Origin of the sequence: Streptomyces sp. NPDC050842, assembly GCF_044456565.1 — a bacterium.
GTDB lineage: Bacteria > Actinomycetota > Actinomycetes > Streptomycetales > Streptomycetaceae > Streptomyces.
The window spans coordinates 1-21357 of the sequence record NZ_JBITGA010000007.1 but is presented as its reverse complement, the minus strand read 5'-3'; the positions used below and the strand labels follow the sequence as shown (position 1 = coordinate 21357).

Sequence of the window (21357 nt, the reverse complement as noted above, 5' to 3'; positions counted from 1 at the left end):
CACTGTCGGAGGTCGATTCCTCATGTCGGGAGCGATACCGATAGGTTTTCGGCTACCAGACCGCTATCGAAAGGGTGATCCGTTGAGCCGCTCGGTTCTCGTCACCGGAGGAAACCGGGGCATCGGCCTCGCCATCGCCCGCGCGTTCGCCGAGGCCGGCGACAAGGTCGCGATCACGTACCGCTCCGGCGAGCCGCCGGCCGCCCTGGTCGAACTGGGCTGCCTGCCCGTCAGGTGCGACATCACCGACACCGAGCAGGTGGAGCAGGCGTACAAGGAGATCGAGGAGAAGCACGGTCCGGTCGAGGTCCTCGTGGCCAACGCCGGCGTGACGAAGGACCAGCTCCTCATGCGCATGTCGGAGGAGGACTTCACGTCCGTCCTCGACACCAACCTGACCGGCACCTTCCGGGTCGTCAAGCGCGCCAACCGTGGCATGCTGCGGGCCAAGAAGGGCCGCGTCGTCCTGATCTCGTCGGTCGTCGGTCTGCTGGGCTCCGCGGGCCAGGCCAACTACGCCGCCTCCAAGGCCGGCCTGGTCGGGTTCGCCCGCTCCCTCGCGCGTGAGCTCGGCTCGCGCAACATCACGTTCAACGTCGTCGCCCCTGGTTTCGTCGCCACCGACATGACCGCGGTCCTCACCGACGAGCAGCGCGCGGGCATCGTGTCCCAGGTGCCGCTGGGCCGTTACGCGCAGCCGGAGGAGATCGCCGCCGCGGTGAAGTTCCTCGCCTCCGACGACGCCTCGTACATCACTGGAGCCGTCATCCCGGTTGACGGCGGATTGGGCATGGGTCACTGATCACATGAGCGGAATTCTCGAGGGCAAGCGCATCCTGATCACGGGTGTGCTGATGGAGTCCTCCATCGCCTTCCACGCCGCGAAGCTGGCCCAGGAGCAGGGTGCGGAGATCATCCTCACCGCCTGGCCCCGGCCGACGCTGACCGAGCGCATCGCCAAGAAGCTGCCCCACCCCGACAAGGTCAAGGTCCTGGAGCTCGACGTCTCGAACGACGAGCACCTCGCCCGCCTGGAGGGTCAGGTCCGCGAGCACCTGGGCGACCGCCTCGACGGCATCGTCCACTCGATCGGCTTCGCTCCCCAGGACGCCCTCGGCGGCAACTTCCTGAACACGCCGTTCGAGTCCGTGGCCACCGCCATGCACGTCTCCGCCTTCTCCCTGAAGTCGCTGACGATGGCGCTGCTGCCGCTGATGAGCGAGGGCGGCTCGGTCGTCGGCCTCACCTTCGACGCGAAGTTCGCCTGGCCGCAGTACGACTGGATGGGCCCGGCCAAGGCCGCCCTGGAGGCCACCAGCCGCTACATGGCCCGTGACCTGGGCAAGCAGAACATCCGCTGCAACCTGATCTCGGCGGGCCCGCTCGGCTCGATGGCCGCCAAGTCCATCCCGGGCTTCGGCGACCTGGCCGCCGTGTGGGACAGCCGCTCCCCGCTGGAGTGGGAGCTCTCGGACCCGGAGCCGGCCGGCCGCGGCATCGTCGCGCTGCTCTCGGACTGGTTCCCGAAGACCACGGGCGAGATCATCCACGTCGACGGCGGTCTGCACGCGATCGGCGCGTAAGCGCTCACCGTACGGCCGAAGGTCCGCGCGTTTGCCCTGGTGGGGCGGGTGCGCGGGCCTTTTTCCGTCCCCGAGTCGAAAAGTCGCGCGAATCACCCCAGACTGGTGCAGAGCGTGATGATCTGCTGCTGACGGGGAGGAGGTACGGGCATGCGCGCGATACGCAACGGGTTCGGCGCGTTCGCCTCGGTCGCCGTTCTGCTCACCGGGATCGCCGTGGCCGCCGAGGTGCGGGCCGCTCCCGCCCCGGCCGAGGAGCTCCCCGCCGCCGGCCCGGCGGCGGAGGAGCCGGAGAACTTCGGGGCGTCCTGCCGCACCGTCGTCCAGGGCTCCCGCGTCACCGCCTACTGCCAGAACCCGTACCCCGACACCGACCGCGTCCGGCTCCACGTCGAGTGCGACCGGTGGTGGGACGTCGACACCGACAGCGCCCCCGTCGACGTCGGCCCCGCGGACTACGCCCAGGTCACCGGCCGCTGCTGGAAGGAGGTCCGGTCCGCCTGGGTCACGCACCAGCCGGCGGAACCGGAGCCGGAGCCGACTCCGGGACGGGGCTCTTGAGGCACATGAAGGGGTAGCCGGCCGCCTCCGTGCCGGCCCGCTCGGCGTCGCCCGCGCGGATCGCGTCCACCAGGCGCGCGTGGTCCATGTGGTTCTCCGGCCGCAGCTCCTGCCCCACGTCGTCGCGCAGCCAGTCCCGCAGGAGATCGCCCAGGTCCGCGTAGAGCTCCGTGAGGACGTCGTTGCCCGAGGCGGCGACGACCGCGTGGTGGAAGGCCGCGTCGACGGTCACGAACCGCTCCGCGTCACCCGACTCCCACGCCTCCTCGCGCCGCACGAGCAGCGCGTCGAGCTGCTTCAGGTCCCGCTCCGTGCGCCGCTCCGCCGCGAAGCGGGCGGCGGCGGACTCCAGGGTCGAGCGCAGCTCCGCGACGTGCCGGGGGTCGGAGCCGGCGAAGCGCCGGTGCATGACGCCCGCCAGCTCGCTGGTGGCGATGACGTACGTCCCCGAGCCCTGGCGGATGTCGAGCAGCCCGTTGTGCGCGAGCGCCCGGACGGCCTCGCGCACGGTGTTGCGGGCCACGCCCAGCTGCTCGACCAGCTCGGGCTCGGTCGGGATGCGCGAACCCACCGGCCACTCGCCGGAGGTGATCTGGTTCCGCAGCTCGGCGATCACCTGATCGGAGAGTCCTGCGCGCCGCGGGTGGCCGAGGGCCATGGAGTACCGTCCCATTCGTTCGAGATTGGACAACCAATCATCCCATGATTCTATGATGGCCTCATGCCTGACGAACCGAAGACCCTCGACCCCGCCGTACGACCGGCCGGTATCACCGCCCGAGCGGCCGCAGCCGCCGGCGATCCTCCCGCACCCGGCCGGGCGCACCGCTGGACCCTCGGGCTCGTCATCGTCGGCCTCGTCCTCGCCGCCCTGAACCTGCGCCCGGCCATCACCAGCCTCGGCGCGCTCCTCGAAGAGGTCAGTGCGGGCCTCCACATGAGCGGCACCGTCGCCGGCGTCCTCACCTCCGTCCCCCCGCTCTGCTTCGCCGTCTTCGGCATCACCGCCCCGCGCCTGGCCCGCCGCTTCGGCCCCGCCGCCGTCGTGTGCGCGGGCATGGCGGCGATCTTCGTGGGCCTCGCCGTCCGCCCCTTCGCCACCGGCACGGCCGGCTTCCTCGCCGCCAGCGCCCTCGCCCTCATGGGCATCGCCCTCAGCAACGTCCTGATGCCCGTCATCGTCAAGCGGTACTTCCCCGACCGCGTCGGCACCATGACCGGCCTGTACTCCATGGCGCTCGCCCTCGGCACCTCCGTCGCCGCGGCGGCGACCGTCCCGATGACCGAGGCCCTCGGCGGTGACTGGCGGCTCGGCCTCGGCGTCTGGGCCGTCGTCGCCGCGCTCGCCGTCCTGCCCTGGATCCCGCTCCTGCGCGACGGCGACCGTGACCGCGCCCGCCCCACCCGACGTACGGGGAACGCGACCGCGACCGCCGCCCCGGCGGACACCACGGCCGCCCCGCGCGTCACCCGCAGCCGCACCGCCTGGGCCCTCGGCTGCTTCTTCGGCCTCCAGGCCACCGGCGCCTACATCACCATGGGCTGGATGCCGCAGATCTTCCGCGACGCCGGCGTCCCCGCCTCCACCGCGGGCGTGCTCCTCGCCGTCACCATGGTCATGGGCGTCCCGCTCGCCTTCGTCATCCCCCGCCTCGCGACCCGGATGAAGAACCAGGGACCGATCGTCGTCGCGCTCGGCCTGTGCGGCCTCGGCGGCTACACCGGCCTCTTCCTCGCCCCGGCCGCCGGAGCCTGGGTCTGGGCGGTGCTCCTCGGCGTCTCCAACTGCGCCTTCCCGCTCGCCCTCACCATGATCGGGATGCGCTCGCGGACCGGCGCCGGCGTCGTCCGCCTCTCCGCCTTCGCGCAGAGCGTCGGCTACCTCATCTCCATCCCCGGCCCCCTGCTCGTCGGCGTCCTCTACCAGCACAGCGGCGGCTGGGGACTGCCCATCGCGCTCATGGGCGGCCTGATGATCCCGCAGATGATCGTCGGAAGCCTCGCCGGGCGGGACCGGACCGTCGAGGACGAATGCTGAGATGCGAGACTGGTCCCATGCCAGTCCTCGAACCCAATCCCCAGAACGGCCAGAAGAAGCTGCTCATCGTGCTCGGCGCGATGCTCGGCATCGGGGCGGTCATCGCCGTGATCGCCACCCTCGCCTCACCGTGACCCCCGGGGGTGGGGATATCCCCCGCATCCCCTAGGGGGCGAGTGTCAGGGTGAAGTGGGTGGATCACCTGATGGGCCGCCGAGCCCCGGGTCCGTACGTTGGAGACATCCCGCCGGAGACGGCGGGACCTGCATCTCCCACCCCTCGGAGGCGGCCATGTCGGCCCGTACGGACACCAGCACCCGGCCCCTGCCGACCGGCGTCGACACCCGGCTGCCCTGGTGGGCGCTCGCCCTTCCCGTGGCCGCGTTCGGCGTCCTGCTGATGCTCATAGCGGGGCCGGGTGGGGCCCAGGCGACCGCTGGTGACACGGGGGTCGGCCGGGTCCTGGAGCAGCTCCAGCAAACGCTCGCTCTCTGAGTCACCGAAAGCCGTTCCGTGCGAAGCTGTTGACCATGAGCGTCGATACACCCCGCAGGATCGTGCTGCTCCGCCACGCGAAGGCAGACTGGAGCGACGAGTCCGACCACGAGAGGCCCCTCGCCGAGCGAGGCCGCGCGGACGCCCCCGTCGCGGGCCGCAGGCTCGCCGGGACCGGCATCGCCTTCGACCTGGCCCTCTGTTCGACCGCCGTCAGAACCCGGGAGACCTGGAAGCTGGCCGTGCACGAACTGCCGGAGCGCCCGAAGACCGTGTACGAGGACCGGCTGTACGAGGCCTCGCTCGGCGAGCTCATCGCCCTGCTCAACGAGACCTCGGAGGACGTCGACGACCTCCTCGTCATCGGCCACAACCCCGGGATGCACGCCCTGGCCGAGGCCCTCGCGGGCGAGGCCGACGGAGAGCTCCTGACCCGCATGAACCGCAGCGGCTTCCCGACCTCCGCCTACGCCGTCCTCGGCTTCAACGGCTCCTGGAAGTCGCTGGAGCACGGGGCCGCACGGCTCGTGGACTTCTGGACCCCGCACGACTGACGGGCGGACCCTGTTCGTACGCGAAAGGGCCCGCCCGTCCGACGACGACCGGGCCCTCTCCGTACGGGCGCACCGATGGCTCAGTGCAGCAGGTCCTCGCCGCCGTCGGCGACCTCGACCTCCTCGCGCGTGATCCCCAGCAGATAGAGCACGGTGTCCAGGAACGGCACGTTCACCGCCGTGTCCGCGGCCCGGCGCACCACCGGCTTGGCGTTGAACGCCACCCCGAGACCGGCCGCGTTCAGCATGTCCAGGTCGTTGGCCCCGTCGCCGATGGCCACGGTCTGTGCCAGCGGCACCCCCGCCTCCGTGGCGAACCGGCGCAGCAGCCGCGCCTTGCCCGCACGGTCCACGATCTCGCCGGTCACCCGACCGGTGAGCTTGCCGTCCACGATCTCCAGGGTGTTGGCCGAGGCGAAGTCGAGCCCCAGCCGCTCCTTCAGATCGTCGGTGACCTGGGTGAACCCGCCGGAGACGACACCCACCTGGTAGCCGAGCCGCTTGAGCGTACGGATCAGGGTCCGGGCCCCCGGCGTCAGCCGCACCTCGGCGCGGACCTTGTCGACCACCGAGGCGTCGAGACCGGCGAGCAGCTCCACCCGCGCGTGCAGCGACTGCTCGAAGTCCAGCTCACCGCGCATCGCCGCCGCCGTCACCTCGGCGACCTTGTCCTCGCACCCCGCGTGCGCCGCGAAGAGCTCGATGACCTCGTCCTGGATCAGGGTCGAGTCGACGTCCATGACGACGAGCCGCTGGGCCCGCCGGTGCAGCCCGGCGGAGACCACGGCCACGTCCACCCCGCTGGTGTGGGCCTCGATCGCCAGCGCGGTCCGCAGCGGCTCGGTCTCGCAGCCCGAGACGGCGAACTCCACGGCCGTCACCGGATACTTCGCGAGGCGGAAGATACGGTCGATGTTGCCGCCCGTCTCCGCGATCCTGGCCGCTATGGCCGCCGTCTGCTCCGCGGTGAGCGGGTTGCCGAGCACGGTGACGTGCGAGCGCCCCTCGCCACGGGGCCGGTTGTCACCCGTACCGGAGATGATCTCGGCCTGGAGCTTCAGGGACTCGGCCCAGCTGTGGATCGTGGCCCGCAGCTCGCCCTGCGAGGCGACGGTCGGCTCGGTGACGAGCGCGCACAGGACGAGACGGCCGCGGGAGACGACCTGCTCGATGTCCACGACGTCGACGGAGTAGGCGGCGAGGGTGTCGAAGAGTCCGGCGGTGATCCCGGGACGGTCCTTGCCGAAGATCTTGACGAGAAGGGTGGGAACGTCTGAGGTCTGCGATGCGCTCATGGTGGTTCCACCGTATCGGGCACCGCGTGCCACCTGACCCCCCGTCCCGCCCAGCGGACACCCGAGTGGTCGTGGGCTTGCCTCGGCCGACTCTTCACACGACCCGAACACGGCACGAGCGTGGCCCGACTTTCGGAGTGGGGACCGGGCCTGAAATAGTTCCCCACGATGTTCGCCATCCCTAGACTCCCGACGACGGGAGCACATCGGGGGACAAGTAGTGGGGCATGGAGTGCCAGAACTCGTACTGGAATTGAATGGAAGGACCTGGACGCTCGATCCGTCCAGGTCGTACACCCTCGGTCGCGATCCGCAGGGTGACCTGGTCATCGACGACGCCCGGGTCTCGTGGCGGCACGCCACGGTCAGCTGGGGCGGCCGCAGTTGGGTCATCGAGGACCACGGCTCGACGAACGGCACGTTCGTCCAGGGGCAGCGGATCCACCAGATGGAGATCGGCCCCGGATCGGCCGTCCACCTGGGCAACGCGACCGACGGCCCCCGGCTGAATCTCGCCGCCGGAGCCCAGCCCGCGCACCAGGCGCACCAGCAGCCGGCCCAGGCGCAGGCGGCCCAGCCCGCCGCCGCCCACCAGGCCGCGGGGCCGCAGGCCGCCGCCCAGGCCGACTGGGCGACGCACCAGGCCCCGCCGCAGCACCAGGCCCCGCAGCACCAGGCCCCGCCCCAGCAGGGCTGGCAGCCGCAGGCCCCGCAGCCGCAGGTCCCGCACCAGCAGGGCGGCCCGCAGGGCCCCCACGGCCACCAGGGGCCCGGGCGCCCCGGCGCCGCCGCGGGGGCGTCGTCGGCCTACGCCGACCGCAGCCCCACCACGTTCCACCAGCTGAACCTCGGCCACGTCATGCGCATCGGCCGTGCCCTCGAGAACGAGCTGGTCGTCTCCGACCTCCAGGTCTCGCGGCACCACGCCGACTTCCACGCGACGCCCGACGGCCGCTTCGAGATCCGCGACCTCGGCTCGCACAACGGCACGTACGTTAACGGCCAGCCGATCCCCAAGGGTGGCTCGGCCGTCCTCGGCCCGCAGGACATCGTCGGCGTCGGCCACTCGACGTTCCGCATCGTCGGCGGCCAGCTCGAGGAGTTCGTCGACACCGGCTCCGTGTCCTTCTCGGCCCGCCACCTCACGGTGACGGTCGACGGCGGCAAGAAGATCCTCCAGGACGTCTCCTTCGGCGTCCCGGAGAAGTCGCTGATCGGTGTCATCGGCCCGTCCGGCTCCGGAAAGTCCACGCTGCTCAAGGCGCTGACCGGCTACCGCCCGGCCAACGAGGGCGACGTCCTCTACGACAACCGGAGCCTCTACAAGCAGTTCGCCGAGCTGCGCCAGCGCATCGGTCTGGTCCCGCAGGACGACATCCTGCACAAGGAGCTGACCGTCAAGAAGGCCCTCAAGTACGCGGCCAAGCTCCGCTTCCCCGGCGACACCGCCGAGGCCGAGCGCGAGGCCCGGATCGACGAGGTGCTGCGCGAGCTCAAGCTCGACATCCACAAGGAGAAGAAGGTCACCTCCCTCTCCGGTGGCCAGCGCAAGCGCGTCTCCGTCGCCCTGGAGCTCCTCACCAAGCCGTCGCTGATCTTCCTGGACGAGCCGACCTCCGGCCTCGACCCGGGCATGGACCGCGACGTCATGCAGCTGCTGCGCGGCCTCGCCGACGACGGCCGAACGGTCCTCGTCGTCACCCACTCGGTGGCCGAGCTGGGCCTGTGCGACAAGCTCCTCGTCATGGCGCCCGGTGGCTCGGTGGCGTACTTCGGCCCACCGGAGGAGGCGCTGAACTTCTTCGGCTACTCCACCTGGGCCGATGTCTTCTCCGCCTTCGAGAACTACCGCGACTACGACTGGGCGGGCCGCTGGAAGGGTTCGCAGCACTACCAGATGTACGCCGCGGACATCGACGCCGTCGCCGCGCAGCCGGTCCAGATGCCGCAGCAGGCGATGGCCCGCCCGCCGAAGCCGCAGGGCTGGGGCTCCCAGCTGTGGACCCTGATCCGCCGCTACGTCTCGGTGATCGCCTCCGACAAGGGCTTCCTGGGTCTGATGGTGATCCTGCCCGCCGTCCTCGGCGCGGTCTCGGTCGTCATCCCGGCGGACTTCGGCCTCGGCTCGCCGACGGCGCCGTCCCGCTTCAACGGCGACGCCGGAACGATCATGCTGATCCTCATGGTCGGCATGTGCTTCAGCGGCGCGGCCAACTCGGTCCGCGAACTGATCAAGGAGCGGGTCATCTACGAACGGGAGCGCGCCACCGGCCTCTCCCGCTCCGCGTACCTGATGTCCAAGGTGATCGTCCTCGGCCTGATCACGGCCTTCCAGGGCGTCATCATCTGCGGCATCGGCTTCTCCACCCGCGCGCTGCCCGCCGAGGGCCTCCTCATGCCCCCGGCCGTCGAACTGTGCATCCAGGTGATCGCCCTCGGCCTCACCTCGATGATGTTCGGCCTGGTCATCTCCGCGCTCGTGAAGACCGCCGAGAAGACCATGCCGCTCCTCGTCATGTTCGCGATCATCCAGGTCGTGTTCACCGGCATCCTCTTCCAGGTCTACGGCTCGCCCGGCCTGGAGCAGTTCGCCTGGCTCATGCCCTCCCGCTGGGGCATCGCCGGCGCCGGCACCACCCTCGACCTGGCCCGCCTCATGCCGCCGTGGGACCCGAAGAACCCCACGGACACCGACTCCCTGTGGGAGCACACGGCCGGCCAGTGGGGCTTCGACCTCGGCGTCCAGCTGCTCATGGCGGCCGTCTGCTGCGTCGTCGTGGCGCGCCTGCTGCGCCGCCACGAGCCCGAGGTCATGCGCAAGTAACGACCCCGGCGATACGCCGAAGGGCGGCACCCCCAGTGCGGGGGGTGCCGCCCTTCGGCGTGCGACAGCGGACTCAGGGCCTGGCTGACAATTCCCGCCGGGTCCGGCCCGCCCGCCCGGCACGCACGCTCGGCGCATTATCAGCCAGGCCCTATGCGATCAGTACGCGCTGTTGACGTTGTCGATCGAGCCGTAGCGGTCGGCCGCGTAGTTGGCGGCGGCGACGATGTTGGCGACCGGGTCGTACTGGTCGAACGGCGTGCCGGCGACGTGGTAGGTCTTGAAGGTCGGGTAGATGACCTGGAGCAGGCCCTTGGACGGGACGCCGTTGATGGCGTTGATGTCCCAGTTGTTGATGGCCCGCGGGTTGCCGCTGGACTCGCGCATGATGTTCTTGTGCAGGCCGTTGTAGCTGCCCGGGATGTCGTGCTTGTCCATGATGAACAGCGCCTCGCGGATCCAGCCGTCGAGGTTGTTCGCGAAGACCGGCGTACGGGCGACGGAACGGCTCGCGGCCGCCTTCTCCGCGGCGCGCTTCGCCGCGTCAGCCTTGGCCTTGGCCGCGGCCTTCGCCTTCGCGGCGGCCTTGGCCCGGGCGTCGGCCTTGGCCCGGGCGTCGGCCTTGGCCTTCGCGTCGGCCTTCGCCTTCGCCGCGGCCTGCGCGTCGGCCTTCGCCTTGGCCGCCGCCTTGGCGTCGGCCTCCTGCTTGGCCTTCAGGCCGATCGTGGTCTGCTGCTCGGTGACGCTGGCGGCCAGCGCCTTCGCCTGCGGGCTGGCGGCGTCGTACGACCAGGCGACCTGCTGCGTACCGGAGAGGGCCTGGGGCTCGGTCTCCTTGGAGCCGCCGTTGCCCGGCACGAGGGAAAGAGTGAGTGCTGCGGCGCCCAGAGCGGCGACGCCGGCGATCGTGGCCTTGTGGGTCTTCTTCAGACCACGACTGTGGCCGGGGGTGTTCGCAGACATCAGGACTACCTCTTCGAATCGCTGGGGGGTCGCTCGCCGGGGCGGCGCTGCGCCTGCTCGGCGGCGACGAGGGCAATTCTTAGCGGCAGCAAAATCGTGTGGCAAAGGTGTGACGTACGATCCCGGGTAGTGGATCAGGGGCTTGTGCACAGGCCACGGAATGCCCGTTGTGGCCAGGTTCCTCCACGTCAAACTGGCCTTCTGGCGTCCACTAGGGGTCTTCGTAAGTGATGTGGGTCCTATGCGCGGGCTCACATCGGGCACGTAACGAACTCACCAGGCGTTGCGGCAGCAATGCAGACGGTGAGGCGGGTCCTCCGGGAGGAGGAGAGGGACGCCGCCGGACTCGTACCAGAGGCGCCCCCTCACCCCTCACCCCCTCATCCCACGGCCCGCGCCAGCTCCGGCGCCACGTACCGCCCGCTGGCCGGCCGCCGGTCGAGCAGGTGGAGGAAGCCCGGCACCACGGACTCCGGACCCGGCCGCGTACCGATCCCCTCCGGCACCGCCGCCGCGTACAGATCCGTCTCCATGTCACCCGGGTCCACCGCCCACACCCGCAGCTCCGGCTCCTCCACGGCCAGCACCGCCGCCAGCAGGTCGACCGCGGCCTTCGACGCCCCGTACCCGCCCCACGTCGCGTACGGCACCGCCGCCGCCTCCGAACTGAGCGCGATCACCGTCCCCGCGTCGCTCGCCCGCAGCAGCGGCAGGCTCTCCTGTACGAGGCCGAGCACCGCCACCACGTTCGTCTCCAGGGCGGCCCGCAGACCGTCCAGCGGCTGGTGCTCAAGGCGGGGGAGCGGCGCGGCACCCAGCACGCCCGCGTTGTTCACCAGCAGATCGAGCCCGCCGAACCCCTCGGCCGCGGCCACCAGCTCCCGCCGGTGCGCCGCGTCCCCGACGTCGCCGGGCAGCGCGACCACCCGCGTGCCGTGCGCCGCGCGGACCGCCGCCGCGCTCTCCTCCAGTGCCCCCGCCGTCCGGGCGTTCAGGACGAGGTCCCAGCCCCGCCCGGCCAGCGCGTGCGCCAGCGCCCTGCCGAGCCCCTTCGACGCCCCCGTGACGATCGCGACTGCCATGACGAGTCCCCCTTGTATCCGTGAATCCGTGCCGTCCGGCACCACCTGCCGAAGCCGACAGGCACCACCCTCGCGCCGGGCCCCGCCGCGCCGCCTCGGCCCCCGGCCCGGCCCGCCGAGGGCATTGGACCTAGGTCCCGAGTCCCCCTCCCACGCCGTCCCCAGGCGGATACGCACGGTCACACCCCGCCGGTACGGTGAACACATGAGCCATCGACCCAGCTCCGGCCTCTCCGCCGTGAGCACCGCCCTCCTCGCGATGAGCCGCCATCTGGAGGTCCGCGACGTCCTCAAGACGATCGTGGCCTCCGCCCGCGAGCTCCTCGACGCCGAGTACGCGGCCCTGGGCGTCCCCGACGACCACGGCGGCTTCGCCCAGTTCGTGGTCGACGGCGTCAGCGACGAGCAGTGGAAGGCGATCGGCCCGCTGCCCCGGCAGCACGGCATCCTCGCCGCGATGCTCCACAAGGCCGAGCCCGAGCGCCTCGCCGACGTCCGCGAGGACCCCCGCTTCGAAGGCTGGCCGGCCGCCCACCCCGAGATGTCCGACTTCCTCGGCCTCCCCGTCAGGGACGGCGACGAGACCCTCGGCGCGCTCTTCCTCGCGAACAAGCGCTGCCCGAAGGAGACGGGCGGCTGCGGCTTCACCGCCGAGGACGAGGAACTGCTCGGGATCCTCGCCCAGCACGCGGCCATCGCCCTCACCAACGCCCGGCTGTACGAGCGCAGCCGCGAGCTCACCATCGCCGAGGAGCGCTCCCGCCTCGCCCACGAGCTCCACGACGCCGTCAGCCAGAAGCTCTTCTCGCTCCGCCTCACGGCCCAGGCCGCGGCCGCCCTCGTCGACCGCGACCCCGCCCGGGCCAAGGACGAGCTCCAGCAGGTCGCCCTCCTCGCGGCCGAGGCCGCCGACGAGCTGCGCGCGGCGGTCGTCGAGCTGCGCCCCGCGGCGCTCGACGAGGACGGCCTCGTCCACACCCTGCGCACCCAGATCCAGGTCATGGACCGCGCCCACACCGCCAGGGTCACCTTCGAGAGCCCGGGGATCCGCGCCCTGCCCGCGGCCCAGGAGGAGGCCGTGCTCCGCGTCGCCCAGGAAGCCCTGCACAACGCCCTGCGCCACGCGGAGGCCGAGCTCGTCAGCGTCACCCTCGCCCGCAGCGGCCAGGGCGCGCGGCTCACGGTCGCCGACGACGGCAAGGGCTTCGACCCCCGTACGGTCCGCAGCGCCGGTCGCCACCTCGGTCTCGTCTCCATGCGGGACCGGGCGGGCGGCGTCGGTGGCGGACTCACCGTGACCTCGGCCCCCGGCGAGGGCACCACGATCGAGATGGAGGTACCCGGTGGCTGACAAGCCGATCCGTGTCCTGCTGGTCGACGACCACCAGGTCGTCCGCCGAGGCCTGCGCACCTTCCTCGAGGTGCAGGACGACATAGAGGTGGTGGGGGAGGCCTCCGACGGCGCCGAAGGAGTCGCCCGCGCCGAGGAGCTCCGCCCCGACGTGGTCCTCATGGACGTGAAGATGCCCGGCACCGACGGCATCGAGGCGCTGAAACGGCTCCGCGAGCTCGCCAACCCGGCCAGGGTCCTGATCGTCACCAGCTTCACCGAGCAGCGCACGGTCGTCCCCGCACTCCGCGCCGGAGCCTCCGGATACGTCTACAAGGACATCGACCCCGACGCCCTGGCCGGCGCCATCCGCTCCGTCCACGCGGGACACGTCCTGCTCCAGCCGGAGGTCGCCGAAGCGCTCCTCAGCCAGGAGGACGCCCCGAGCGGTACGGGACGGGGCACCACCCTCACGGAGCGCGAGCGCGAGGTCCTCGGCCTGATCGCCGACGGCCGGTCCAATCGCGAGATCGCCCGCGCGCTCGTCCTCTCCGAGAAGACGGTCAAGACCCACGTCTCGAACATCCTGATGAAACTCGACCTCGCGGACCGCACCCAGGCCGCCCTCTGGGCGGTCAGACACGGCCTCACCGACTGAAGAGCGCTCCGTGCGCCCCCTGGCACTCCGGGCGCACGACCGTTCAGTCCTTCATACCGTCGGGTGTATATCCCCCGTTCGGCGCAACCCGGCGGGCGCGGCGGCGTTCTCCATGACGTGCTGCGGCGGACCTGCCGCAGCGACGACCAGGAGGATGTACCAAGTGAAGAACCTCAAGAAGGCCGCTGCCGTCACCATGATCGCCGGCGGCATCATCGCCGCCGGTGCGGGTGCCGCCTCCGCCCACGGCGCCGAGGCCGACGGCAAGGCCCTCAACTCGCCGGGCGTCGCGTCCGGCAACCTGGTGCAGGTCCCGGTCCACGTCCCCGTGAACGTCTCCGGCAACACGGTCAACGTGATCGGCCTGCTCAACCCGGCCTTCGGCAACCACGCCCTCAACGGCTGAGCCACCCCAGAACCACCGGCCCCCGGACGATCCCCCGGGGGCCGGCCCCTTTGGCCCCTCCTTCCTGACGCGCCCCTCGCACCGCTCGGCCCTGGCGGGCCTCCCGGGCTTCGGCACGCTGCGGCGGCCTCCGACCGCCGAGTCGGGGGCAAGGCCCGGGGCCGGAGGCGCCGGGAGGGCCAGGGGCTCAGAACCCCCGCTCTCGTTCCTTCTCCCGTTCCCGCTCCTCCACATACGCGTTGTACGCGGCGACCTGCGCCCGCCGCGCGACCCGCTCCACCGGCCGCAGAGCCTCCCCCCGCGCCGCCATTTCCGAAGCGCTGACCGCGCCCCCGTGCCCGTGGTCGTACGCCAGGTCCACTAGGAGACCGATCCGCTGGGCCAGCTCCAGGACGCGCACCGCCCGCGGCGGGTAGCCAGGGGCCAGCACCTCGCGCCCCACCTCCGCCCGCGCCCGGTACGCCTCGCGCGCCGCGTCCGCCGCGGGGCCCGAGGCCGCCACGTCCAGCCGCGTCAGCACCGCCGTCGCGTCCCGCAGCGCCTCCGCGAGCTCCCGCTCCGCCTCGCCGAGCGACGGCACGTCCGCCGGCGGAGCCTCCCGCACCGCGAGACAGCGCCAGACGACCTCCACATGCGCGTCGCCCGCCGGCCCCGCCTCCGAGACCTCCGGCACGAGACCGTACGGCGCGCCGAAGCCCACCACGGCCTCCTCCGACTCCAGGGCACGCGCGTTGAACTCCGGCGGTCCGCTCAGCCCCAGCGGATGCCCCGGCGCCGGCAGCGCGACCCGCCACCCGGTCACCCCGAGCCGCCGCAGCCGGCCCAGCGCCAGCGTCAGCCCCACCGGCGCCGCCTCACCCGGCAGCCCCTCCACGCGGTGCACCGCGTCCTCCCCGACAATGGCCAGCGCCGCGTCGTCCGGCGACACCGCCCCGGCCAGCAGGGCATTGCCCCAGGCGGCCAGGCGTCCTGAGCGTGGTTCCGAAAGCATCCCCCCAGACTAAGGACTCAAAGGAAGCCCTAGGGACCGGCCCGCTCCATCGATAACGTAGGTTTTCCCCTGGACGCCGCGCCCATCGGTGCAAGGCGACGACACGACTCGACCGCAAGGGGAGACAACGCGCTCATGAGCGATGTACTGGAGCTGGTGGACGTATCCGTGGTCCGCGGCGGACGGGCTCTGGTGGACGAGGTCTCCTGGTCGGTCAAGGAGGGCGAGCGCTGGGTGATCCTCGGACCCAACGGCGCCGGCAAGACCACCCTCCTGAACATCGCCTCCAGCTACCTCTTCCCCACCAAGGGCACCGCCACGATCCTCGGCGAGCGGCTCGGCGGCGTCGGCACCGACGTCTTCGAACTCCGCCCCCGCATCGGCATGGCCGGCATCGCCATGGCGGAGAAGCTGCCCAAGGGCCAGACCGTCCTCCAGACCGTCCTCACCGCCGCGTACGGCATGACGGCCACCTGGCACGAGGACTACGACCCGGTCGACGAGGAGCGCGCCAAGGCCTTCCTCGACCGCCTCGGCATGAACGACTACCTGGACCGCAAGTTCGGCACCCTCTCCGAGGGCGAGCGCAAGCGCACCCTGATCGCCCGCGCGATGATGACCGACCCCGAGCTCCTCCTCCTCGACGAGCCCGCCGCCGGCCTCGACCTCGGCGGCCGCGAGGACCTCGTCCGCCGTCTCGGCCGCCTCGCCCGCGACCCACTCGCCCCCTCCATGATCATGGTCACGCACCACGTCGAGGAGATCGCCCCCGGCTTCACCCACGTCCTGATGATCCGTCAGGGCAAGGTCCTCGCCGCCGGCCCCGTGGAGACCGAGCTCAGCTCGCGCAACCTCTCGCGCTGCTTCGGCCTGCCGCTCGTCGTCGAGCGCGTCGGCGACCGCTGGACCGCCCAGGGCCTGCCGCTGAAGTAGCGGACCGGAGCGCCGGCGTCCCGCACAGCCGCCCGCGCCCTGTCCCGGAAGGTCCCCACCGCCCTACCATGACCACGTGGACATCGACGCGTGGGTCTGGTGGTTGATCGGCGCGGTGGGGCTCGGCATTCCGCTGGTCCTGACCGCGATGCCGGAGTTCGGCATGCTGTCCGTCGGCGCGGTCGCCGGGGCGGTGACCGCCGCGCTCGGCTTCGGCATCACTCCCCAGGTGATCGTCTTCGCCGTCGTCTCCGTGGCGCTGATCGCGGTGATCCGCCCGATCGCCGCCCGCCACCGCGACGACCGGCCCCGCCTGGCCAGCGGCGTCGACGCCCTGAAGGGGCGTCAGGCCGTCGTCCTGGAACGGGTCGACGCCGGCGGCGGCGGCCGTATCAAGCTCGCGGGCGAGATCTGGTCCGCCCGCGCGCTCGACAGCGGACAGACCTTCGAACCGGGCGACCAGGTCGACGTCGTGGAGATCGACGGCGCGACGGCAGTCGTCATGTGACCGGACGTCATGTGACCGGACGTCATGTGACCGAACCTCGCCCATGACGTTCCGCCGTCTGGGAAACTCGATCTGGATCATCGAAAGCCATCCGGCACTCAACCGGTATCGAAGGGCACGGGGAACACGATGTCAGCAGTCATCATCGTCCTGATCATTCTGGTGGTGCTCGTCTTCATCGCCCTGATCAAGACGATCCAGGTCATCCCGCAGGCGAGCGCGGCGATCGTGGAGCGCTTCGGCCGCTACACCCGCACGCTCAACGCCGGACTCAACATCGTCGTCCCGTTCATAGACTCGATCCGCAACCGGATCGACCTCCGCGAGCAAGTCGTCCCGTTCCCGCCGCAGCCGGTGATCACCCAGGACAACCTCGTCGTCAACATCGACACGGTCATCTACTACCAGGTGACCGACGCCCGGGCCGCGACCTACGAGGTCGCCAGCTACATCCAGGCGATCGAGCAGCTCACCGTCACCACCCTGCGCAACATCATCGGCGGCATGGACCTGGAGCGGACCCTCACCTCCCGCGAGGACATCAACGCGGCGCTGCGCGGCGTCCTCGACGAGGCGACCGGCAAGTGGGGCATCCGCGTCAACCGCGTCGAGCTCAAGGCGATCGAGCCGCCGACCTCCATCCAGGACTCGATGGAGAAGCAGATGCGCGCCGAGCGCGACAAGCGCGCCGCGATCCTCACCGCCGAGGGCACCCGCCAGTCCCAGATCCTCACCGCCGAGGGCGAGAAGCAGTCCGCGATCCTCCGCGCCGAGGGCGAGGCCAAGGCCGCCGCCCTGCGCGCCGAGGGAGAGGCCCAGGCCGTCCGAACGGTCTTCGAGGCCATCCACGCCGGCGACCCGGACCAGAAGCTCCTCTCCTACCAGTACCTCCAGATGCTCCCGAAGATCGCCGAGGGCGACGCCAACAAGCTCTGGATCGTGCCCAGCGAGATCGGCGACGCACTCAAGGGCCTCTCCGGCGCCTTCGGGAACATGGGCGGCGGCGTCCCCGGCTTCAACACGAAGGACTCCCGGTCCGACCGGCGAGAAGAACCCCCGGTTGACTGACACGTACACGTAAGTTTCGTGCATGATCAGTGCGAGCCCCTCGACCCCGACGACGTCGGAGCGGGGAGGCGACTCACTGACCATGTAAGGAGATGGCGTTGTCCATCTGGGAAGCGCTGGCAATCTTCGCCGCCGGTATCGGCGCCGGCACCATCAACACCATCGTGGGATCGGGAACACTCATCACGTTCCCGGTCCTCCTCGCGACCGGGCTCCCCCCGATCACCGCGAACGTCTCCAACACCCTGGGCCTCGTCCCCGGTGCCATCAGCGGAGTCGTCGGCTACCGCCACGAACTGAAGGGCCAGAAGGCCCGCATCCTCCGCCTCGGCGGCGCGGCCCTCATCGGCGGCCTCATCGGCGCGATCCTGCTCCTCGCCCTGCCGTCCGAGGCGTTCGACGCGATCGTCCCCGTCCTCATCGGCATCGCGCTCGTCCTGGTCCTGCTCCAGCCCCGCATCGCCGCCGCCGTGCAGCGACGCCGTGAACAGACCGGCACCGTGGCCCACCCCGACGGCGGCCCCGTCCTCCTCGTCGGCCTCTGCCTGGCCAGCATGTACGGCGGATACTTCGGCGCCGCCCAGGGCGTGCTCTACCTCTCGCTCATGGGCCTGCTGCTCCATGACACCCTGCAGCGGATCAACGCCGTCAAGAACGTCCTCGGCGCCCTCGTCAACGGCGTCGCCGCCGTCTTCTTCCTCTTCGTCGCCGAGTTCGACTGGACGGCCGTTCTCCTCATCGCCGTCGGCTCCACCATCGGCGGCCAGATCGGCGCCAAGGTCGGACGCAGGCTCTCGCCGTCCGTCCTGCGCGGAGTGATCATCGCGGTCGGCGTCGTCGCGATCCTCCAGCTGACGCTGAAGTAGCCCGGACGACGGAAGGGTCCGCCTCCCACACCGGGGGAGTCGGACCCTTCCGTACGCGTACGAGACGGTCTACGCGGCCGAGTTCGCCAGCCACTCCGGCAGCTCGGACCGCTCACCCGCCCGCATGGCGAGCAGCATCGCGTCCGCCGGCGACGGTACGAACGGCTCGTGCAGCAGCGGCATCCCCGCCTGCTCCGGCGTCCGGTCGGCCTTGCGGTGGTTGTCCTCCGCGCAGGACGCGACGGTATTCAGCCAGCTGTCCCCGCCCCCCTGGGCACGCGGCACGACATGGTCGACGGTCGTCGCCCGCCTCCCGCAGTACGCGCACCGGTGTTGGTCCCTGACCAGCACCCCCCGCCTCGACCACGGGGCGTGTCTTCGGAACGGCACCCGCACGTACCGGCAGAGCCTGATCACCCGCGGCACCGGAAGATCGACGGCGGCACCACGCACCCGCAGCTCGGGATGGGCCTGCTCGACGACGGCCTTGTCCTGCAGGACAAGCACCACCGCACGGTTGAGTGTGACCGTCGAAAGCGGCTCGAAGCTTGCGTTGAGTACCAGCGTGTCCCGCATTGTGCCCACCTCCCGTGTGCCGGCCCCGTCCCGGAGCGGGGCGTGGGGCCTGGATCAACGATGGCCGGGCCGGCCGGGGTCGGACAACGCAATTTCCCCCCGCGAAACAAAAGATGCCCGCTTCTGATCTCTCCAAGACCAGAAGCGGGCAAACAACAAACGAACGATCAGACCGCCGCGGGAGCCGCGTACTCACCGACCAACTGGGCACGGCCCAGCGTGTGGAACCGCAGGTTGAAGCCGACCGCCGCCGGCGACGCGTCGCTGTCGGGCCCCAGCTTCTCGCTGTCCACCGCGTACACGGTGAAGACGTAGCGGTGCGCCGGGTCCCCGGCCGGGGGAGCGGCGCCGCCGAACTCCTTCGCGCCGTAGTCGTTCCGGACGTGCACGGCCCCGGCCGGCAGCCCCTCGAACGACCCCGACCCGGCACCGACGGGCAGCTCCGTCACCGACACCGGGATGTCGAACAGCGACCAGTGCCAGAACCCGCTGCCCGTCGGAGCGTCCGGGTCGAAGCAGGTCACGGCGAAGCTCTTGGTCTCCGCGGGGAAGCCCTCCCAGCGCAGGTGCGGAGAGGTGTTCCCCGCCGCGTACACCTGAGCGTCCTTCAGGACCGCACCCGGCGCGATGTCGTCGCTCACCACGGTGAACGCCGCCACCGGCGGATGGAAATCGTGAGGGAGCGGCGCCCTCTTACCGTCGGACACGTCGAGCCTCCGTATCGCCTGTCGCTACTTTCCCGCCGAGCCTAGAGCCAGTTGCGGCGGCCGCCGACCTCGGCGAGCCACTGGTTCAGGTAGGCCGCCCAATCGGTCGTGTGGAAGTCGTGCAGCCCCACCTTGAACGCGCGGAACGAGTCGCTGCCCTCGCCGAACAGACCGGGCTTCTTGTCCATCTCCAGGACGACGTCCATCTCACGGTCGTCGGCGACGAAGCTGACCTCGACCTGGTTCAGCCCGCGGTACTGCTGCGGCGCGAAGAACTCGATCTCCTGGTAGAAGGGCAGCTTCTGCCGCGTCCCCCGGATGTGCCCGCGCTCCATGTCCGCGCTCTTGAAGCGGAAGCCCAGACCGATGAAGGCGTCCAGGATCGCCTGCTGCGCCGGCAGCGGGTGCACGTTGATCGGGTCCAGGTCGCCGGAGTCCACGGCCCGGGCGATCTCCAGCTCGGTGACCACGCCGATGTTCATGCCGTGCAGCTGCTGCCCGGCGATCGAGGTCACCGGCGTCTCCCACGGCACCTCGAGACCGAACGGCACCACGTGCACGGCGCCGGCCTTCACCTCGAAGGCACCGCCCAGCCGCACCTTGAGGAACTCGACATCCTGCTTGTGCTCCTGGTCGCCACCCTCGACCTCGACCCGCGCCTGCAGCCCGACGGAGAGCGCCTCGATCTGCTGGTCGACGCTGCCGCCCTGGATCCGCACCTCACCCTGGACGACACCGCCCGGAACCACGTTCGCCTCGGTGAGCACGGTCTCCACGGTGGCCCCACCGGCACCCAGGCTCGCGAGCAGCTTCTTGAATCCCATGACTTTCACTCCTTCTCGGTACTGACCTCTACATACGCGCGACGACCGTAGCCGGTTCCCCGCCACCCGCCACTACGCTCGGCCGCCATGAGCGACACCCCCTCCCGTACGCCGCTCCCGCGGGCCTTCTTCGACCGCCCCGTCCTGGAGGTCGCCCCCGACCTGCTCGGCCGCACCCTCGTCCGGAACTCGGCCGAAGGCAGGATCGAGCTCCGCCTCACGGAGGTGGAGGCGTACGCCGGCGCGATCGACCCCGGCTCGCACGCCTTCCGCGGCCGCACCGCACGCAACGCCGTCATGTTCGGCCCGCCCGGACACGCGTACGTCTACTTCACCTACGGCATGTGGCACTGCCTCAACCTGGTCTGCGGCCCCGAAGGCGAGGCGAGCGGAGTCCTCCTGCGCGCGGGCGAGATCCTGACCGGCGCCGAGCAGGCCCGCGCCCGCCGCCGCTCGGCCCGCCGCGACACGGAGCTGGCCAAGGGCCCCGCCCGTCTGGCCACGGCCCTGGACATCGCCCTCTCCCTGAACGGCACGGACACCTGCGCCGGCCCCGAAGCCCCGCTCTCCCTGCTCACCGGCACGCCACCCACCCCGGACGCGCTCAGCAGCGGCCCCCGCACGGGCGTAGGCGGCGACGGCGCCCCGCACCCCTGGCGCTTCTGGATCACCGACGACCCGACGGTCAGCCCCTACCGCGCCCACACGCCCCGAAAGCGGGGCCTTGACTCCGGCCGCCCGATCGCCTAACGTGGCCCGAGCCGCTGGACACGGACCTGCTTGTTCAAGCACTCCGTAGCGGCCATCCACTACACACACGATGATTCCCCAGCAGGGGCGTATTTCGGCATTCCCGAAATTAGTTTCGAATGACTCGATTATGAGTCACCAGAGAAATCAGCTAAAGTAGTGAACACGCCGGAAGGGCCCGGAGCGAAAGCGAACGGGAACCGGAAAGCACCGAGGAAATCGGATCGAAAAGATCTGATAGAGTCGGAAACGAAGGGAAGCCCGGAGGAAAGCCCGAGAGGGTGAGTACAAAGGAAGCGTCCGTTCCTTGAGAACTCAACAGCGTGCCAAAAATCAACGCCAGAT

At 70.9% G+C, this 21357-nt stretch carries 25 protein-coding genes; 16 read left to right on the top strand and 9 right to left on the bottom strand.

Annotated elements, in window-relative coordinates; all coding sequences use genetic code 11:
• Positions 1–82: 82 nt before the first annotated feature.
• The 3 genes from fabG (at position 83) to ACIBG6_RS23765 (ending at position 2144) form a co-directional block, all read left to right on the top strand.
• Positions 83–802: a 3-oxoacyl-[acyl-carrier-protein] reductase gene (fabG, locus tag ACIBG6_RS23775; RefSeq protein ID WP_399224552.1), complete on the top strand. Its 720-nt coding sequence runs from the start codon at positions 83–85 to the stop codon at positions 800–802.
• A gap of 4 nt (positions 803–806) precedes the next feature.
• Positions 807–1583: an enoyl-ACP reductase FabI gene (fabI, locus tag ACIBG6_RS23770; RefSeq protein ID WP_382869107.1), complete on the top strand. Its 777-nt coding sequence runs from the start codon at positions 807–809 to the stop codon at positions 1581–1583.
• A gap of 150 nt (positions 1584–1733) precedes the next feature.
• Complete coding sequence (locus tag ACIBG6_RS23765) at positions 1734–2144, top strand: hypothetical protein (protein ID WP_399224551.1); 411 nt, start codon at positions 1734–1736, stop codon at positions 2142–2144.
• Here the strand turns inward: ACIBG6_RS23765 and ACIBG6_RS23760 are convergent.
• Positions 2089–2802 (bottom strand): FadR/GntR family transcriptional regulator, encoded by a 714-nt coding sequence (locus ACIBG6_RS23760; protein WP_399225021.1) that lies wholly within the window; start codon positions 2800–2802, stop codon positions 2089–2091. The genes ACIBG6_RS23765 and ACIBG6_RS23760 overlap by 56 nt on opposite strands.
• 63 nt (positions 2803–2865) lie before the next feature.
• Between ACIBG6_RS23760 and ACIBG6_RS23755 the strand changes: the two genes are divergently transcribed.
• From ACIBG6_RS23755 to ACIBG6_RS23740, 4 genes are all read left to right on the top strand, one after another.
• Positions 2866–4182 carry a CynX/NimT family MFS transporter gene (locus ACIBG6_RS23755; RefSeq protein WP_399224550.1) on the top strand — a complete coding sequence of 439 codons (1317 nt, stop codon included), beginning with the start codon at positions 2866–2868 and terminating at the stop codon, positions 4180–4182.
• A 17-nt stretch (positions 4183–4199) separates the two neighbouring features.
• Complete coding sequence (locus ACIBG6_RS23750) at positions 4200–4316, top strand: SGM_5486 family transporter-associated protein (RefSeq protein WP_317594076.1); 117 nt, start codon at positions 4200–4202, stop codon at positions 4314–4316.
• Between the two features lie 157 nt (positions 4317–4473).
• A complete protein-coding gene (locus ACIBG6_RS23745) occupies positions 4474–4677 on the top strand; it encodes a hypothetical protein (protein ID WP_399224548.1) in 204 nt (67 codons plus the stop codon).
• 35 nt (positions 4678–4712) lie between these two features.
• Positions 4713–5231, top strand: coding sequence for a SixA phosphatase family protein (locus tag ACIBG6_RS23740; protein ID WP_399224547.1), 519 nt, complete (start codon positions 4713–4715; stop codon positions 5229–5231).
• 80 nt (positions 5232–5311) lie between these two features.
• Here the strand turns inward: ACIBG6_RS23740 and serB are convergent, their stop codons facing one another.
• Complete coding sequence (gene serB, locus ACIBG6_RS23735; protein WP_399224546.1) at positions 5312–6526, bottom strand: phosphoserine phosphatase SerB; 1215 nt, start codon at positions 6524–6526, stop codon at positions 5312–5314.
• 220 nt (positions 6527–6746) lie between these two features.
• Here serB and ACIBG6_RS23730 point away from each other — a divergent pair, with 220 nt between their 5' ends.
• Positions 6747–9350 (top strand): FHA domain-containing protein, encoded by a 2604-nt coding sequence (locus tag ACIBG6_RS23730; protein WP_399224544.1) that lies wholly within the window; start codon positions 6747–6749, stop codon positions 9348–9350.
• A gap of 159 nt (positions 9351–9509) precedes the next feature.
• On the opposite strand, the gene ACIBG6_RS23725 is transcribed toward ACIBG6_RS23730, so the two are convergent.
• Positions 9510–10313: a transglycosylase SLT domain-containing protein gene (locus ACIBG6_RS23725; RefSeq protein ID WP_399224543.1), complete on the bottom strand. Its 804-nt coding sequence runs from the start codon at positions 10311–10313 to the stop codon at positions 9510–9512.
• Between the two features lie 380 nt (positions 10314–10693).
• The gene (locus tag ACIBG6_RS23720) at positions 10694–11395 is read right to left on the bottom strand and encodes an SDR family NAD(P)-dependent oxidoreductase (protein ID WP_399224542.1); all 702 of its coding nucleotides are present in this window, start codon (positions 11393–11395) and stop codon (positions 10694–10696) included.
• Between the two features lie 205 nt (positions 11396–11600).
• On the opposite strand from ACIBG6_RS23720, the gene ACIBG6_RS23715 reads away from it, so the two are divergent.
• The 3 genes from ACIBG6_RS23715 to ACIBG6_RS23705 all read left to right on the top strand — a co-directional run bounded on the left by ACIBG6_RS23715 (position 11601) and on the right by ACIBG6_RS23705 (position 13789).
• Positions 11601–12746 carry a GAF domain-containing sensor histidine kinase gene (locus ACIBG6_RS23715; RefSeq protein ID WP_399224541.1) on the top strand — a complete coding sequence of 382 codons (1146 nt, stop codon included), beginning with the start codon at positions 11601–11603 and terminating at the stop codon, positions 12744–12746.
• Positions 12739–13383: a response regulator gene (locus ACIBG6_RS23710; RefSeq protein WP_399224540.1), complete on the top strand. Its 645-nt coding sequence runs from the start codon at positions 12739–12741 to the stop codon at positions 13381–13383. Before ACIBG6_RS23715 ends, ACIBG6_RS23710 begins: the two co-directional genes overlap by 8 nt.
• A gap of 163 nt (positions 13384–13546) precedes the next feature.
• A complete protein-coding gene (locus ACIBG6_RS23705) occupies positions 13547–13789 on the top strand; it encodes a chaplin (protein ID WP_024756203.1) in 243 nt (80 codons plus the stop codon).
• A gap of 187 nt (positions 13790–13976) precedes the next feature.
• Here the strand turns inward: ACIBG6_RS23705 and ACIBG6_RS23700 are convergent, their stop codons facing one another.
• Complete coding sequence (locus ACIBG6_RS23700; protein WP_399224539.1) at positions 13977–14780, bottom strand: hypothetical protein; 804 nt, start codon at positions 14778–14780, stop codon at positions 13977–13979.
• Positions 14781–14915: 135 nt separating this feature from the next.
• Here ACIBG6_RS23700 and ACIBG6_RS23695 point away from each other — a divergent pair, with 135 nt between their 5' ends.
• The 4 genes from ACIBG6_RS23695 (at position 14916) to ACIBG6_RS23680 (ending at position 18155) form a co-directional block, all read left to right on the top strand.
• Positions 14916–15713 (top strand): ABC transporter ATP-binding protein, encoded by a 798-nt coding sequence (locus tag ACIBG6_RS23695; protein ID WP_399224538.1) that lies wholly within the window; start codon positions 14916–14918, stop codon positions 15711–15713.
• 76 nt (positions 15714–15789) lie between these two features.
• Positions 15790–16221 carry an NfeD family protein gene (locus ACIBG6_RS23690; RefSeq protein ID WP_399224537.1) on the top strand — a complete coding sequence of 144 codons (432 nt, stop codon included), beginning with the start codon at positions 15790–15792 and terminating at the stop codon, positions 16219–16221.
• A 129-nt stretch (positions 16222–16350) separates the two neighbouring features.
• Positions 16351–17289, top strand: coding sequence for an SPFH domain-containing protein (locus ACIBG6_RS23685; protein WP_329624235.1), 939 nt, complete (start codon positions 16351–16353; stop codon positions 17287–17289).
• 92 nt (positions 17290–17381) lie between these two features.
• Complete coding sequence (locus ACIBG6_RS23680; protein WP_399224536.1) at positions 17382–18155, top strand: sulfite exporter TauE/SafE family protein; 774 nt, start codon at positions 17382–17384, stop codon at positions 18153–18155.
• Positions 18156–18224: 69 nt separating this feature from the next.
• Here ACIBG6_RS23680 and ACIBG6_RS23675 read toward each other — a convergent pair whose 3' ends face one another.
• The 3 genes from ACIBG6_RS23675 to ACIBG6_RS23665 all read right to left on the bottom strand — a co-directional run bounded on the left by ACIBG6_RS23675 (position 18225) and on the right by ACIBG6_RS23665 (position 20262).
• Positions 18225–18731, bottom strand: a complete 507-nt coding sequence (locus ACIBG6_RS23675; protein ID WP_024756197.1) for an HNH endonuclease — start codon at positions 18729–18731, stop codon at positions 18225–18227.
• A gap of 167 nt (positions 18732–18898) precedes the next feature.
• On the bottom strand, positions 18899–19438 hold the full coding sequence (locus ACIBG6_RS23670; protein ID WP_399224535.1) for a YbhB/YbcL family Raf kinase inhibitor-like protein: 540 nt from the start codon (positions 19436–19438) through the stop codon (positions 18899–18901).
• A gap of 41 nt (positions 19439–19479) precedes the next feature.
• Positions 19480–20262, bottom strand: coding sequence for a sporulation protein (locus ACIBG6_RS23665; protein WP_329624238.1), 783 nt, complete (start codon positions 20260–20262; stop codon positions 19480–19482).
• Between the two features lie 87 nt (positions 20263–20349).
• On the opposite strand from ACIBG6_RS23665, the gene ACIBG6_RS23660 reads away from it, so the two are divergent.
• Positions 20350–21012: a DNA-3-methyladenine glycosylase gene (locus ACIBG6_RS23660; protein ID WP_399224534.1), complete on the top strand. Its 663-nt coding sequence runs from the start codon at positions 20350–20352 to the stop codon at positions 21010–21012.
• Positions 21013–21163: 151 nt separating this feature from the next.
• On the opposite strand, the gene ACIBG6_RS23655 is transcribed toward ACIBG6_RS23660, so the two are convergent.
• Positions 21164–21357: hypothetical protein (locus ACIBG6_RS23655; protein WP_399224533.1), on the bottom strand; the 194-nt coding region annotated here is incomplete at its 5' end.